This window comes from Pseudomonas sp., from assembly GCF_050739775.1.
Classification (GTDB): Bacteria; Pseudomonadota; Gammaproteobacteria; order Pseudomonadales; family Pseudomonadaceae; genus Aquipseudomonas.
The window spans coordinates 32,626-46,430 of the sequence record NZ_JBOICA010000015.1 but is presented as its reverse complement, the minus strand read 5'-3'; the positions used below and the strand labels follow the sequence as shown (position 1 = coordinate 46,430).

Annotated in this window: 11 protein-coding genes, 5 tRNA genes and 1 pseudogene; 5 read left to right on the top strand and 12 right to left on the bottom strand. The window is 59.8% G+C overall.

The window, feature by feature from the left end:
* Positions 1 to 411: 411 nt before the first annotated feature.
* The 5 genes from ACRESH_RS10030 to ACRESH_RS10010 all read right to left on the bottom strand — a co-directional run bounded on the left by ACRESH_RS10030 (position 412) and on the right by ACRESH_RS10010 (position 992).
* Positions 412 to 487, bottom strand: a tRNA-Gly gene (locus tag ACRESH_RS10030).
* 91 nt (positions 488 to 578) lie between these two features.
* Positions 579 to 654 (bottom strand) — tRNA-Gly (locus ACRESH_RS10025).
* A 5-nt stretch (positions 655 to 659) separates the two neighbouring features.
* Positions 660 to 735: transfer RNA gene (locus ACRESH_RS10020), tRNA-Glu, on the bottom strand.
* Positions 736 to 838: 103 nt separating this feature from the next.
* A tRNA-Gly gene (locus ACRESH_RS10015) sits at positions 839 to 914 on the bottom strand.
* A gap of 2 nt (positions 915 to 916) precedes the next feature.
* A tRNA-Glu gene (locus ACRESH_RS10010) sits at positions 917 to 992 on the bottom strand.
* A gap of 336 nt (positions 993 to 1,328) precedes the next feature.
* Here ACRESH_RS10010 and ACRESH_RS10005 point away from each other — a divergent pair.
* The gene (locus ACRESH_RS10005; RefSeq protein ID WP_431741840.1) at positions 1,329 to 2,096 is read left to right on the top strand and encodes a hypothetical protein; all 768 of its coding nucleotides are present in this window, start codon (positions 1,329 to 1,331) and stop codon (positions 2,094 to 2,096) included.
* Between the two features lie 95 nt (positions 2,097 to 2,191).
* On the opposite strand, the gene ACRESH_RS10000 is transcribed toward ACRESH_RS10005, so the two are convergent.
* Together ACRESH_RS10000 and ACRESH_RS09995 are read right to left on the bottom strand one after the other, a co-directional pair.
* On the bottom strand, positions 2,192 to 2,674 hold the full coding sequence (locus ACRESH_RS10000) for a GAF domain-containing protein (RefSeq protein WP_431741839.1): 483 nt from the start codon (positions 2,672 to 2,674) through the stop codon (positions 2,192 to 2,194).
* Positions 2,671 to 3,561 carry an ATP-binding protein gene (locus ACRESH_RS09995; RefSeq protein WP_431741838.1) on the bottom strand — a complete coding sequence of 297 codons (891 nt, stop codon included), beginning with the start codon at positions 3,559 to 3,561 and terminating at the stop codon, positions 2,671 to 2,673. Before ACRESH_RS09995 ends, ACRESH_RS10000 begins: the two co-directional genes overlap by 4 nt.
* 82 nt (positions 3,562 to 3,643) lie before the next feature.
* On the opposite strand from ACRESH_RS09995, the gene ACRESH_RS09990 reads away from it, so the two are divergent.
* Positions 3,644 to 6,004 carry a response regulator gene (locus tag ACRESH_RS09990; RefSeq protein ID WP_431741837.1) on the top strand — a complete coding sequence of 787 codons (2,361 nt, stop codon included), beginning with the start codon at positions 3,644 to 3,646 and terminating at the stop codon, positions 6,002 to 6,004.
* Here the strand turns inward: ACRESH_RS09990 and ACRESH_RS09985 are convergent.
* Positions 5,997 to 6,482: a glutathione peroxidase gene (locus tag ACRESH_RS09985; protein ID WP_431741836.1), complete on the bottom strand. Its 486-nt coding sequence runs from the start codon at positions 6,480 to 6,482 to the stop codon at positions 5,997 to 5,999. The two genes, ACRESH_RS09990 and ACRESH_RS09985, sit on opposite strands and share 8 nt — an antisense overlap.
* Before the next feature lie 16 nt (positions 6,483 to 6,498).
* Entirely contained in the window at positions 6,499 to 6,891 is a 393-nt protein-coding gene (msrB, locus tag ACRESH_RS09980) for a peptide-methionine (R)-S-oxide reductase MsrB (RefSeq protein WP_431741835.1), read from the bottom strand.
* 167 nt (positions 6,892 to 7,058) lie between these two features.
* On the opposite strand from msrB, the gene ACRESH_RS09975 reads away from it, so the two are divergent.
* Together ACRESH_RS09975 and htpX are read left to right on the top strand one after the other, a co-directional pair.
* Positions 7,059 to 8,270: a pyridoxal phosphate-dependent aminotransferase gene (locus ACRESH_RS09975; RefSeq protein ID WP_431741834.1), complete on the top strand. Its 1,212-nt coding sequence runs from the start codon at positions 7,059 to 7,061 to the stop codon at positions 8,268 to 8,270.
* 223 nt (positions 8,271 to 8,493) lie between these two features.
* Entirely contained in the window at positions 8,494 to 9,381 is an 888-nt protein-coding gene (gene htpX, locus ACRESH_RS09970) for a protease HtpX (protein ID WP_130265684.1), read from the top strand.
* Positions 9,382 to 9,429: 48 nt separating this feature from the next.
* On the opposite strand, the gene ACRESH_RS09965 is transcribed toward htpX, so the two are convergent.
* The gene (locus ACRESH_RS09965) at positions 9,430 to 10,080 is read right to left on the bottom strand and encodes a thiopurine S-methyltransferase (RefSeq protein ID WP_431741833.1); all 651 of its coding nucleotides are present in this window, start codon (positions 10,078 to 10,080) and stop codon (positions 9,430 to 9,432) included.
* Positions 10,081 to 10,183: 103 nt separating this feature from the next.
* Here ACRESH_RS09965 and ACRESH_RS09960 point away from each other — a divergent pair, with 103 nt between their 5' ends.
* Positions 10,184 to 10,951 (top strand): DODA-type extradiol aromatic ring-opening family dioxygenase, encoded by a 768-nt coding sequence (locus tag ACRESH_RS09960; protein ID WP_431741832.1) that lies wholly within the window; start codon positions 10,184 to 10,186, stop codon positions 10,949 to 10,951.
* Positions 10,952 to 11,016: 65 nt separating this feature from the next.
* Here ACRESH_RS09960 and ACRESH_RS09955 read toward each other — a convergent pair.
* Together ACRESH_RS09955 and ACRESH_RS09950 are read right to left on the bottom strand one after the other, a co-directional pair.
* A pseudogene (locus tag ACRESH_RS09955) lies at positions 11,017 to 12,712 on the bottom strand (DEAD/DEAH box helicase).
* 321 nt (positions 12,713 to 13,033) lie between these two features.
* Entirely contained in the window at positions 13,034 to 13,789 is a 756-nt protein-coding gene (locus ACRESH_RS09950; RefSeq protein WP_431741831.1) for a spermidine synthase, read from the bottom strand.
* Positions 13,790 to 13,805 lie beyond the last annotated feature (16 nt).

Sequence of the window (13,805 nt, the reverse complement as noted above, 5' to 3'; positions counted from 1 at the left end):
GGGATTGACAGCAACACATTTAGGAGCCGTTGGCATCTTGCTTTGGCTGATAAAGGAGTGTCTTGCAGCTTTACATAGCGAGGCGAAGCTTGCGACCTGGGCTCTGGCACAGACCACCGCCATCACAGAACATCTGTTGCAATGCGTTTACCGCAGGCGCGAGCCGAAATTCCTGCCATTCTACCCCAAAACATGCTGACACAGCGCCTCGAAATCTGCGAGCCGACATCAAACGCTCCAACCTTTAGAGGTACGGATCTTACATAGATGGTTACCACTGGAGAAACAGCCATCCAGCTCGCAGCAACAAAGCAAACTACGCCCAGAACAACGAAGAACCTGGCAAGGAAGTTCGCCTCAATTCTATCCAGGCAAAAAAAAACGCCGTTCAATTGAACGGCGTTTTTTGTTTGGAGCGGGAAACGAGACTCGAACTCGCGACCCCGACCTTGGCAAGGTCGTGCTCTACCAACTGAGCTATTCCCGCAAATTGAAGCACCCGGAAGACCGGACAGAAAAAAAGGGCTGACGCCCTTCCTTCCCAAGCCTGCAGCGCGCCAACGCTACAGCACCAAATCTGGAGCGGGAAACGAGACTCGAACTCGCGACCCCGACCTTGGCAAGGTCGTGCTCTACCAACTGAGCTATTCCCGCAAAAATGGCGTCCCCTAGGGGACTCGAACCCCTGTTACCGCCGTGAAAGGGCGGTGTCCTAGGCCACTAGACGAAGGGGACGACGCCCAAAACATGCATTACATGTTTCAGTTACCAGAATAAGACCATCAGTATCATACCCTGGATTTTACAAGCCCCGCCGTTAAGCAAAGCCTTTGTAAACTGGAGCGGGAAACGAGACTCGAACTCGCGACCCCGACCTTGGCAAGGTCGTGCTCTACCAACTGAGCTATTCCCGCATTGGCGTCCCCTAGGGGACTCGAACCCCTGTTACCGCCGTGAAAGGGCGGTGTCCTAGGCCACTAGACGAAGGGGACACACTACAACATTCACTCCCTGCCGCGCTTCGCTGTGTGCTTTACGCTGCAAGTGGCGCGCATTCTAGGGATGCTTTGGCAACCCGTCAACCCCTCTGTATAAATTTATTTAAATCAATGACTTCCCAGTGCTTTGCGAGGCTGTAGACGATTTTACGCGACTGAACCTTGACGTTTATTTTCTGTCGGCCTGCCCTGGCTGAAACCCCTATGGCTGCGGCAATCTACAAGCAAAATGCCATCAGGGAGCCCCTGACAACCGCCAAACAGCTCTATCCGGCCAAAAGCTTAGCCACTACACTCAAATGGTAAATCATCCTGTATGAGGCGTTAACGGTGACACCACTTATGATCACCCTGCTTATAGTGGCGGGGATCGCGTTATTGATCGTGATCGGCTACCTCAACAATGTGGTCGAGAACAACAAGCTCGAGCGTGCCCGGCTGAAGATCGAACTGGCCGAGCGCTTGCGTCGTTGTGGCGAGATCACCGAGACCTTCCCCGGCCAGCTGATGACCCCAGCCCTGAAGCTGCTGCTGACCCGCCTCGAACTCAACCTCAACCAGCGCCAACTGGCCCTGGATAAAAATAGCCGCAATATCCGTGCGCGCATTGCCGAACTTGAAGGCCTGATCGCCAAGGGTGAAGCCATTACGGTCAACAATCCTCCCGCGCCAATCCAGACAGAAGCCCGGGCCAAGGATGTACGCTTTCTGCTTGAAGGCATGCACAACCAGATTACCCGAGCGGCTCAAGAAGGCTTTCTACCAACCAATGAGGCCAAGTACTGGGTCAAGGAAATTCGCCACATCCTGGTGCTGCTGCACATCGAGTTCTTCAATAACCTGGGCCAGCAGGCGCTGCAGCAGAATCAACCAGGACATGCGCGCCTGGCCTTCGAGCGCGGTGTCCAGTACCTGCGCAAGCAACCGGACCCTGCCGTGTATCGCGAGCAACTCGAGTACATGGACAAACTGCTGGCCCGGGCCAATGCCCAAGTGTTGAGCCAGCTTGAGCCTGCCGAAGACGAAGTGAACGAGCTAACCGAAGGCCTGAAGACTGATACAACCGAAGACTGGAAGAAGAAAGTCATCTACGACTGATACGGGTGTAGGAGCGGGCTTGCCCCGCGATGGATTGGGGCCCAGAAGATCCCAATCGCGGGGCAAGCCCGCTCCTACAGGCAGTTGCTGTTGCTTCAGCAGTCGGTCAACCGCAGGAAGATTGCCGCCAAGCGCTCCAACCCCACCTGATCCGCCTCACTGAAGCGCGCCAGCTTCGGGCTGTCCAGATCCAGCACACCAATCAGGCGCCCCTCCTTGACCAGCGGAATCACCAGCTCACTGTTCGATGCGCTATCGCAGGCGATATGTCCCGGGAACGCATGCACGTCTTCGACTCGCTGGGTTTCACGACTGGCCACCGCCGCGCCACACACACCACGACCGAATGGAATCCGCACACAGGCGACCTGCCCCTGGAAAGGCCCCAGCACCAGCTCTTCATTACGGTTGAGGTAAAAGCCGGCCCAATTCAGGTCTTCGACCTGGCTATAGAGAAAGGCCGAAAATTGCGCAGCATTGGCAATGAAGTCGCGCTCATCGGCAAACAGGGCTTCCAGCTGTGCCGCCAACAGGCCGTAGCCCTCAAGGCCGGCGCCGGAGGCATTAAGGTCGATCATCTTTTTTGCTCCAACAGTTGCAGTCCCACCCAATAACGAGCGAACTGATAGGCACAACGGCCATTACGGTTACCGCGGCCAGTGGCCCAACGCACGGCGAGTATGTCCAGCGCTTCATCTCGCTGCCAAGTCAATCCTGCGGAGCTGGCCAACTGGCCGACCCAGTGCTCCACCACATTGAGGAAATGCTCCTGGGTGAAGGGATAGAACGACAGCCACAAACCGAACCGATCGGACAGGGCTATCTTGTCTTCCACCGCCTCATTGGGATGCAACTCGCCGTCGACCATCTTCCAGTTTTCGTTGTCGCTCTGCTTTTCCGGCACCAGGTGCCGACGGTTCGAGGTGGCGTACAACAGCACGTTGTCCGGTGCCTGCTCCAGCGAGCCATCGAGCACGCTCTTGAGCACCCGGTAATCACCCTCCCCGGCTTCGAACGACAGGTCGTCACAGAACAACACGAAACGCTGGGGCAGTCTGCTCAGTTGCTCCACCACCCGCGGCAGGTCGGCCAGATGATCGCGTTCGATTTCAATTAGACGCAGGCCCGCCTTGGCATGCTCGGCCAGCAACGCACGCACCAGCGAAGACTTGCCGGTGCCGCGCGAGCCCCACAGCAACGCATGGTTGGCGGGCATGCCATCAAGGAACTGGCGGGTGTTGCGCCCCAGTTGCTCGCGCTGCTGGTCAACCCCGATCAGGTCCGACAGACGCATATCCAGGCTGACCTCCAGCGGCAACAGAAAACCGCTACGGCCATCGCGCTGCCAGCGCGCGGCCAGGCAGTGGTTCCAGTCGATCTGCGGGCGGGGTGCCGGCAACAAGGGTTCGAGGCGGGCGAGCACGGTTTCGGCACGCTCCAGGAAAGTATTCAAACGAGAGTCCACAACAGCTCCTCAAGACAGATTCAAGGACAACGGCATTGCTGAATGTGTGACAGGGCGTGCCAGCAGCCGGGACTGATCGGCTATGCTTGCGCAGCGCACGGAATGTGAAACTGGCTCGGGACTCATGGATATCAAGTTCACCAATCGCCTGTCCTACAAGCAAGCCCGGCTGACAGTCCTGGTCGGCTTCATCCTGGGTACATTGCTCAGTCTCATCCAGATCGGTATCGATTATGCCAGCGAAGACGCCTCCATCAACCGCGAGATGCAGGCACTGCTGCAAATCAGTCACAACCCGGCCGCACGGATCGCCTACAACATCGACGCAGAACTGGCCCAGGAGCTGACGGGCGGCTTGCTGCAATCTCCGGCGATCACCCGGGCACGACTGATCGACAACAACGATACGGTGCTGGCCGATGTTCAGCGACCACGTGAAGAAAGCAGCTACCGCCTGATCAGCGACTTTCTGTTCGGTGAAAGTCGGCACTTCCAGGATCAGCTGTTTCTCGGCCAAATGCCCGACGATTACCTCGGCAGCCTGTACCTGGAAGTCGACACCTTCGCCTTTGGCAGCCGCTTTCTCAAGCGCGCCGAAGTCACGCTGCTCAATGGCTTCATGCGCAGTTTGATCCTCACCGGCATCCTCCTGGCGCTGTTCTATTTCATGCTGACCCACCCCCTAGTGCGCGTGATCAGCGCCCTGGCCAACCGCAACTCACGCCAACCGGAACAGTCGAAACTGTCGTTCCCGCCCGGCCATGAGCACGATGAAATCGGCGTGCTGGTCAAGGTTGCCAATCAGCAGTTCGTCAGCATGTCCACCGAAATCCAGCAACGGCGCAACGCCGAAAATCGCCTGACCGATTACCTCAACGAGCTGGAAGACATCGTTTCGGCACGCACCAATGAACTCAAGGCCAGCAACACCCGCCTGAGTCAATCCAACGAGGAACTGGAGGCTGCACGGCGGCGGGCCTTGGACATGGCCCAGGCACGGGCTGCCTTCCTGGCCAACATGAGCCATGAGATCCGCACACCGCTCAATGGTCTGCTGGGGATGATCGCACTCTCTCTGGACAGCCCGCTCAACGCTGAACAGCGCCAACAGCTGTCCATTGCCCACGACTCAGGCAAGGTGCTGGTGGAGCTGCTCAACGACATCCTCGACCTGTCCAAGTTCGACGCCGGTCAACTGGAACTTGAACGCATCCCCTTCGACCTTGGCGCCTTGGTCGAGGACACCGCCAACCTGCTGTCACAGAACGCAGCCCCCAGTGTCGAGCTGACCTGCCTGATCGACCCACAGTTTCCCGCCATGGTCCTGGGCGACCCCACCCGCGTACGACAGATCGTCAGCAACCTACTGTCCAACGCCCTCAAGTTCACCCGCTTCGGTCGCGTTGATGCCCGCCTGCGCGCCTACGCCGGCAGCGTGCGCCTGGATGTCTGCGACACTGGCATCGGCATCCCCCACGAAGCCCAGGTACGAATTTTCCAGCCCTTCATCCAGGCCGGTGCCGGTATTACCCGTCAATACGGCGGTACGGGCCTGGGGCTGGCGCTGACCAACAACCTCTGCGAGGCCATGCAGGGCCGCCTGAGCATCAGTTCGCAAGCCGGCTTCGGCAGCCAGTTCAGCGCTGAGCTGCCCCTGCCCTGCCACTCCCCGGCCGTCCCCGCAGAACGCCTGTACGGCAGCATCGCCGCCCTGAGCAATGCCAACAGTGGCCTGACCGAGCTCTTGCAGACCCTGCTCCCTGACTGGGGGCTGGACTACCGGCGCTACGACCACCCCGATGAACTGAGCAACGCTACCCCCGACCTGTTGATTACCGACGACCTGGACAGCCTGCTCAATCTTCGCCCGCAAATTCAGGCACCTATTTTGCTGGTGACCGCCTACGGCAATTTTCTCCCAGGCGAACAGGCCGTGCACTTGGCCCCCCTGCAACAGCAGGCCCGGCCACTGGCGCGCAATGCCCTGTACCAGACCCTGCGACGCACGCTGCACGGTACTGACAGCATCGACCCGAGCGCACAAAAGGGTACCCTGCACAACCAACGCCGCGCACGTATCCTGCTGGTGGAAGACAACCCGGTGAACCAGTTGGTGGCCAAGGGCATGTTGGCCAAGCTCGGTTGCGAAGTGAACATTGCCGCCCATGGCGCCGATGCACTGGAGCAGCTGGAGTACACATCCTTCGACCTGGTGCTGATGGATTGCAACATGCCAGTCATGGACGGCTATGAGGCCAGCCGCAGAATTCGCCAGAGCGGGCGCTGGCCAAACCTGCCAATCGTCGCCCTGACCGCCAACGCCATGCCCGAAGAGCGTGAGCGCTGCCGGGCAGCGGGCATGAACGACTACCTGGCCAAGCCCTTCCGGCGCGAAGAGCTGCTGGCCCTGATCGATCACTGGGTACCGCTGACAACTACCTGAGCAGCTTCTCGATCGAAGCGGTCAGCGCTTCAGGCTTGGTGCTCGGCGCATAACGAGTGACTTTGCCACTGGCCAGGTCGACGAGGAACTTGGTGAAATTCCATTTTATCTTTTGTGATCCGAGCAGGCCGGGGGCGCGCATTTTCAGTTCGACGAACAAGGGGTGGGCGCCTGTGCCATTGACCTCGATCTTGCGAAACAGCGGAAAACTGACGCCGAAATTGCTCTCGCAGAACTGGGCGATTTCCTGGGCATCACCCGGCTCCTGCTTGCCGAACTGGTTGCAGGGAAAGCCCACCACCACCAGTCCACGTTCGCGGTAACGCTGCCAGAGCTGCTCAAGTCCCTTGTACTGCGGGGTAAAACCGCACTGGCTGGCGGTATTGACCACCAACAGTGCCTTGCCCTGGAAATCCCCCAGGACCTTCTGCTCACCGCCCAGGGTGACACAGGGAATGTTCAGCAGTGCGTCGGCCATGACCCCTTCTCCTCTATTAGCGTGGAACCAGGTCCAGGCAGACCGAGTTGATGCAATAGCGTAGCCCGGTCGGTGGCGGACCATCGGGAAATACGTGCCCCAGATGCGCATCGCACTGGGCGCAGGTCACTTCGGTACGGATCATGCCGTGGGAGGTGTCGCGAATCTCGATCATCGCGCGGTCCTCGATCGGCTCATAGAAGCTCGGCCAGCCGCAGCCGGAGTCGAACTTGGCCTTCGCGTCGAACAACGGCGCATTACAGCAGATACAATGGTAGACACCGTCCGTCCTGGTGCCGTTGTACTTACCACTGAACGGCCGCTCGGTACCCTTCAGACGACAGACGTTGTACTGCTCCGGGTCGAGCATCGCACGCCATTGGTCCAGGGTTTTCTCTATCTTTTCCATGTGCAGGCCTCGGCAGACTAAAAACCCCGCGCTGCGTCTTTTCCACAACGCGGTCGGCACGTATATTATTGCGCCTTATCAGACATCAGTCTGGCACCCGCGTTACACGCATTTCAAACGATTTCACAGCGCAGTGCGCGGCGATCTTTTCTAATCGGGATCACATCATGCAGGTCAGCAAATCGAACAAGCTCGCCAATGTCTGCTATGACATTCGCGGCCCAGTGCTCAAGCACGCCAAACGCCTGGAAGAGGAAGGCCACCGCATCCTCAAGCTGAACATCGGCAACCCGGCGCCTTTTGGTTTCGAAGCGCCGGACGAAATCCTCCAGGATGTGATCCGTAATCTGCCGACCGCCCAGGGCTACAGTGACTCCAAGGGCCTGTTCAGCGCGCGCAAGGCGGTGATGCAGTATTACCAGCAGAAGCAGGTCGAAGGTGTCGGTATCGAGGACATTTACCTGGGCAACGGTGTATCCGAGCTCATCGTGATGTCGATGCAGGCACTGCTCAACAACGGCGACGAAGTATTGATCCCGGCGCCGGACTACCCGCTGTGGACCGCAGCGGTGAGCCTGGCTGGCGGCAACCCGGTGCATTACCTGTGCGACGAGCAAGCCGACTGGTTCCCGGACCTTGATGACATCAAGGCCAAGATCACCTCCAACACCAAAGCACTGGTGATCATCAACCCGAACAACCCCACCGGTGCGGTGTACTCGCGCGAATTGCTGCTGGGCATGCTGGAGCTGGCTCGCCAGCACAACCTGGTGGTGTTCTCCGACGAGATCTACGACAAGATCCTGTACGACGAAGCCGTGCACATCAGCACCGCTTCGCTGGCCCCGGACCTGCTCTGCCTGACCTTCAACGGTTTGTCCAAGTCCTACCGAGTGGCGGGTTTCCGCTCCGGCTGGCTGGCCATCTCCGGACCCAAACAGCATGCCCAGAGCTACATCGAAGGCATCGACATGCTGGCCAACATGCGCCTGTGCGCCAACGTGCCAAGCCAGCATGCCATCCAGACCGCCCTGGGCGGCTACCAGAGCATCAATGACCTGGTCCTGCCACCGGGTCGCCTGCTTGAGCAACGCAACCGCACATGGGAGCTGCTCAACGACATTCCCGGTGTCAGCTGCGTCAAACCCATGGGCGCGCTCTACGCCTTCCCGCGGATCGACCCGAAGGTCTGCCCGATCCACAACGATGAAAAGTTTGTCCTTGACCTGCTGCTCTCGGAAAAACTGTTGATCGTCCAGGGCACCGCCTTCAACTGGCCATGGCCAGATCACTTCCGCGTGGTCACCCTGCCACGGGTCGACGATCTGGAGCAGGCCATCGGCCGTATCGGAAGCTTCCTAAAGACATATCAGCAGTAATCTATAGGCTTCCAGGAAGACCTGCGTCACTTCCGGCGCAGGCCCTACAGATCAATCACTCCCTCTGTAAGCCCTTGCGCTCTGGCGTGCGGGATGACGGAATTCGGCTGTAATACAGACAAGTACACAGTTTGAAATAGTCGCCCGGTTGAATCGCTGGAGCCCGCACCTTATATACCCCCGCATACGTGACATTTTTATCCGTCAGGAGAACGTAACAACCATGATGCGCATCTTACTGTTTGTAGCCACCAACCTTGCGGTTGTGCTGATTGCCAGCATCACCTTGAGCCTGTTCGGCTTCAATGGGTTCATGGCGGCAAACGGGGTTGACCTCAAGCTCGACCAGCTGCTGATTTTCTGCGCCGTGTTCGGCTTTGCCGGCTCGCTGATTTCGCTGTTCATCTCCAAGTGGATGGCGAAAATGAGCACCGGCACCCAGATCATCAGCCAGCCGCGCACTCGCCACGAGCAGTGGCTGCTGCAGACCGTCGAAGAACTGTCCCGCGAAGCGGGCATCAAGATGCCGGAAGTGGGCATCTTCCCGGCCTACGAGGCCAACGCCTTCGCCACCGGCTGGAACCGCAACGATGCACTGGTAGCCGTCAGCCAGGGCCTGCTGGAGCGCTTCTCGCCCGATGAAGTGCGCGCCGTACTGGCCCACGAGATCGGCCACGTAGCCAACGGCGACATGGTCACCCTCGCGCTGGTACAGGGCGTGGTCAACACCTTCGTCATGTTCTTCGCACGCATCATCGGCAACTTTGTCGACAAGGTGATCTTCAAGAACGAAGAAGGCCAGGGCATCGCCTACTACATCGCGACCATCGTTGCCGAGCTGGTGCTGGGCATCCTTGCCAGCATCATCGTCATGTGGTTCTCGCGTAAACGCGAATACCGCGCCGACGAAGCCGGTGCCCGTCTGGCCGGCACCAATGCGATGATCGGCGCCCTGCAACGCCTGCGCTCGGAGCAAGGCGTGCCGGTGCACATGCCCGACACCCTGAATGCCTTCGGCATCAACGGCGGCCTCAAGCAGGGCCTGGCCGGCCTGCTGATGAGCCACCCGCCACTGGAAGACCGCATCGAAGCGCTGCGCCGTCGCGGCTAAGGAACACCGCTAGGAACAAGGGCGACTTCAGGGTCGCCCTTGTTCATTTCAGCGTTGCAGCCGGTAGACCCGCTCCAACAGATGGCTGGCGCCGGCCTGCTGAAACCTCGGACTTTCGTCCAGTACATCGTGCGATGCCAGCTCAAGCGGATGCCAGGCTGCAAACAGCGCCTGCACTTCCTCATCGACAACGGCAAACGGCGGCCCGTCGATTTGCGACTGATCGTAATCCAGGGTGATCAGCAGCCCCTTCGACGAGACCGGCAGTATCGCCTGCAGATGGGCGACGTAGCGCTTGCGCATCTGCTCTGGCAGGGCGATGACCGCAGCACGGTCATACAAGGCGGCGCAGCCACTGACGTCCTCAGCCGTCAAGGCAAAGAAATCACCACAACGGATCTCGATGCCCTCGCAGCGGAACACCTTGAACGGGCCGCTCTGCGTCACCTGCGGTTCTAGCTGATGTTCCTTGAAGAAGTCTTCCACGGCCCGCTCCGACAGCTCGACAGCGAGCACCTGCAGCCCCTGCCCGGCCAACCAGAGCATGTCCAGGCTCTTGCCGCACAACGGCACAAGCACCCGCTCCCCCGCCGCCACGCCCAGCGCTGGCCAGTGCCGCTGAAGGTAGGCGTTGACCTGGGACTGATGAAAGCCGATCTGATTGTTCTTCCAGCGCGAATGCCAAAACTCAGCCTGCATGCCTCACCTCGATAAAATCGATCAAATACTGCAAAAACTTATATTAGATTTAGATCAATACTTTGCCTGAAGATAAGCTCATCTTAACTTCAGGAGCACCCTTATGCTGCCCAGCCTGTTTATTTCTCACGGCTCGCCCATGCTCGCCCTGGAGCCAGGCGCCAGCGGCCCGGCCTTGAAGCGCCTGGCAACAGTGCTGGAGCGACCGAAAGCTATCGTGGTGGTGTCAGCGCACTGGGAAAGCCGTGAGCTACTGGTATCCAGCAGCCCGCAACCGGACACCTGGCATGACTTTGGCGGCTTCCCCGCGGCCCTGTATGCCGTCCGGTACCCCGCACCAGGCGACCCCGCCCTGGCCCTGCGCGTCACTGAGTTGCTATGCACCGCAGGCATGCCAGCCCGCCTCGACCCACAACGACCCTTTGACCATGGCACCTGGGTGCCACTGTCGCTGATGTACCCCGAGGCAGATATTCCGGTAGTGCAGATTTCTCTACCGACACAGCTCGGCCCGAAGCTGCAGGAACGGGTCGGCCGCGCGCTTGCCAGCTTGCGTGAACAAGACATCCTGTTGATCGGCTCGGGCAGCATCACCCACAACCTGGGTGAACTGGACTGGCATGCCGGCCCGGAAAGCATCGAACCCTGGGCTTTAGCGTTTCGTGACTGGATGATCGAAAAGCTGGCGGCAGGCGATACCCCCGCCCTGCACGACTACCGGCACCAGGCGCCGTTTGCCGCGCGCAATCATCCGAGTGATGAGCATCTGCTGCCGTTGTACTTTGCACGGGGCTCGGGTGGGCAGTTCGGGATTGTCCATCAGGGCTTCACCCTGGGTGCCTTGGGAATGGATATCTATCGGTTCGACTAATCCACCCCTACAGGCAGACAAAAAAAATCCCCGACACAGTCGGGGATTTTTTTAGTGCTCGCGGATCAGTCTTCGCGGTAGCGGCGCAGCTTCAACTGCTTACCGGCAACGCGGGTGTCCTTGAGCTTGGTCAGCAGACGCTCCAGACCTTCTTCCGGCAGTTCGACCAGGCTGAAGCTATCGCGCACCTGGATGCGACCGATGGCTTCGCGGGCCAGGCCGCCTTCGTTAAGGATGGCGCCAAGCAGGTTCTTGGCAGCGATGCCATCACGCGCGCCCAGCGCGGTACGGCAGCGAGCACGACCTTCACCGAGCGGCATCGGTGCACGACGCTCACGCTCGCCACGCTCTGGACGGTCGCCAGTACGCTCACGCGGGGTGGAGGTCGGAACCAGCGGCTGCTCTTTCTCGACGGCTTCCAGCGTCAGGGCCTGACCATTGGTAGCCTTGCGCAGCAGGGCAGCGGCCAGGGCACGCGGGCTGCAACCGATATCGGCAGTCAGGCGATCAAGCAGATCACCATGGGTCGACTCGGCGTCAGCAACCAGCGGTGCCAGGCTGTTGGTCAGCTTCTTGATGCGGGCATCGAGAACGGCCTGGGCGTTTGGCAGACGAACTTCGGCAACTTTCTGCCCGGTAACACGCTCGATCACCTGCAGCATGCGACGCTCACGCGGGGTTACCAGCAGCAGCGCCCGGCCTTCACGACCGGCACGACCGGTACGGCCGATACGGTGAACGTAGGACTCTGGGTCGTACGGCATGTCAACGTTGAACACGTGAGTGATGCGCGGTACGTCCAGACCACGGGCAGCGACGTCGGTGGCGACGACGATGTCCAGACGGCCATCCTTGAGCGAGTCGATGACGCGCTCACGCTGGTTCTGGGCAATGTCACCGTTCAGTGCGGCAGCCTTGTAGCCTTTGGCTTCCAGGGCGCTGGCCAGGTCCAGGGTCGCTTGCTTGGTACGCACGAAGGCGATCAGCGCATCGAACTCTTCCACTTCCAGCAGGCGCAGGACAGCGGATACTTTCTGGTCAGCGTGGACCATCAGATGAGCCTGCTCGATGGCAGTCACGGTCTGAGTCTTGGTCTGGATCTTGACGTGCTTCGGATCACGCAGGTGACGTTCAGCGATTGCACGGATCGAGGCCGGCAGGGTCGCGGAGAACAGCACAGTCTGACGGGTTTCCGGCATGGCCTTGAAGATCACTTCGAGGTCGTCCATGAAGCCCAGCTTGAGCATTTCGTCGGCTTCGTCGAGCACCAGGTGGTTGACGGTTGCCAGGACCTTCTCGTCGCGGCGCAGGTGGTCGCACAGACGGCCAGGGGTAGCAACGACGATTTGCGCGCCGTTGCGGATTGCTTTCAGTTGTGGGCCCATTGGGGCACCACCATATACGGCCACCACGGTAACGCCTGGCATCTGCTTGGCGTAGGTTTCAAAAGCGGTGGCTACTTGCAGCGCCAACTCACGGGTTGGCGCCAGGATCAGGGCTTGCGGCTCGCGCTTGCTCGGGTCGATACGGTGCAGGATTGGCAGAGCGAAGGCGGCGGTTTTACCGGTACCTGTCTGCGCCTGACCGATCATGTCATGACCGGCAAGAATAATCGGGATCGATTGCTGCTGAATGGCCGATGGCTCTTCGTAGCCAGTAGCCAGAACGGCGGCAACAATACTTGGATGAAGATCGAGAGCGGCGAAGCCGCCGGTTTCCTGGGTCATGGGTCTGCCTCTAAGTGCATCCGCAAAGACCCATGCTCCAAAGCTGCACATGCCTTGTAAGACCCGAAGGTCACCCTGGCAGCTTTGTCGGCGGGGATTTGCGAAAACGATTGAAGAAAAAAAGGAACGCCAAGGAGAGTCCGCGGGGCGGACGCGCAGCCGAAGCTGGCTTCGGGGAATTGCACTACCTAGACGAGGTCCGGTAAAAGACCGGCGCGTACTATACCTGAATTCCCAAATCACGGGAGATTTTTTTATTCCAACACCCCTACGCCAGGCCGCGTGACGACGGGCCCGGGGTGCTAAGGCTGCAGGCGGCTGAATCGTTTTTCTTGCGCCCGCTCTAGCGCGCGGCTCAGGTGGCCGGGCGAATGGCTCCGATCAACGGTTGCAACGAGTAGCCCAGCCGCGGCGCCAACGCCTCTGCCCGGGCATTGAGCCCGTCCATGTCCAGCGCTTGATCAAGGTCGGCCGGCACCATGATGATCACATTGCCCTCCTTGACTGGCAGTTCCCAGTAATGACGATGATAGAGGCCACGCAACAAGGCGGCGCCCAACGGTTTGCCATCATCACCCGCCCACTGGTTGATCACCAGCCAGCCACCGGGATTCAGCCGCTTCTGGCAATCTTCGAGGAAACGCCAGGCCAGGTGAGCGACACCCGGACCGTGATCGGTATACAGGTCGACGAAGATCAGGTCGGCAGGCTCGGCAGTGTTGAGCAGCTCCATCGCATCGCCAATACGGATGTACAGGCGCGGGTCGTCATCCAGGCCCAGGTACTCGATGGCCAGGCGCGGCACATCGGGGCGCAACTCGATGGCCTCGACGTCCTCCAGCGGCAGGAACTTCAGGCAGGCCTGAGTCAAGGTGCCCGCGCCCAGGCCGAGGAACAGCGCACTCTCGGGTTCGGCGTGGCAGAGCGCACCAATCAGCATCGCACGGGTGTAGTCGTACTCCAGCCAGCTCGGGTCGGCAGTAAACACGCAGCTCTGCTCGATCGCTTCGCCGAACTCGAGAAACCGATAGTCCTCGACTTCCAGCACGCTGATAGTGCCGTATTGATCCTGCACCTGGGCCAGCACCCGCTCCACCCGTTCCACTGTCATGCTGTCTCCCGGCTTG

Excerpts from the sequence above, each read along its gene's own strand:
- ACRESH_RS09965 (WP_431741833.1), bottom strand. The coding sequence starts at position 10,080 with ATGCAGGCTGAGTTTTGGCATTCGCGCTGGAAGAACAATCAGATCGGC.
- ACRESH_RS09975 (WP_431741834.1), top strand. The coding sequence starts at position 7,059 with ATGCAGGTCAGCAAATCGAACAAGCTCGCCAATGTCTGCTATGACATT.
- htpX (WP_130265684.1), top strand. The coding sequence starts at position 8,494 with ATGATGCGCATCTTACTGTTTGTAGCCACCAACCTTGCGGTTGTGCTG.
- ACRESH_RS09960 (WP_431741832.1), top strand. The coding sequence starts at position 10,184 with ATGCTGCCCAGCCTGTTTATTTCTCACGGCTCGCCCATGCTCGCCCTG.
- ACRESH_RS09990 (WP_431741837.1), top strand. The coding sequence starts at position 3,644 with ATGCTTGCGCAGCGCACGGAATGTGAAACTGGCTCGGGACTCATGGAT.
- ACRESH_RS10000 (WP_431741839.1), bottom strand. The coding sequence starts at position 2,674 with ATGATCGACCTTAATGCCTCCGGCGCCGGCCTTGAGGGCTACGGCCTG.
- ACRESH_RS09950 (WP_431741831.1), bottom strand. The coding sequence starts at position 13,789 with ATGACAGTGGAACGGGTGGAGCGGGTGCTGGCCCAGGTGCAGGATCAA.
- ACRESH_RS09985 (WP_431741836.1), bottom strand. The coding sequence starts at position 6,482 with ATGGCCGACGCACTGCTGAACATTCCCTGTGTCACCCTGGGCGGTGAG.
- msrB (WP_431741835.1), bottom strand. The coding sequence starts at position 6,891 with ATGGAAAAGATAGAGAAAACCCTGGACCAATGGCGTGCGATGCTCGAC.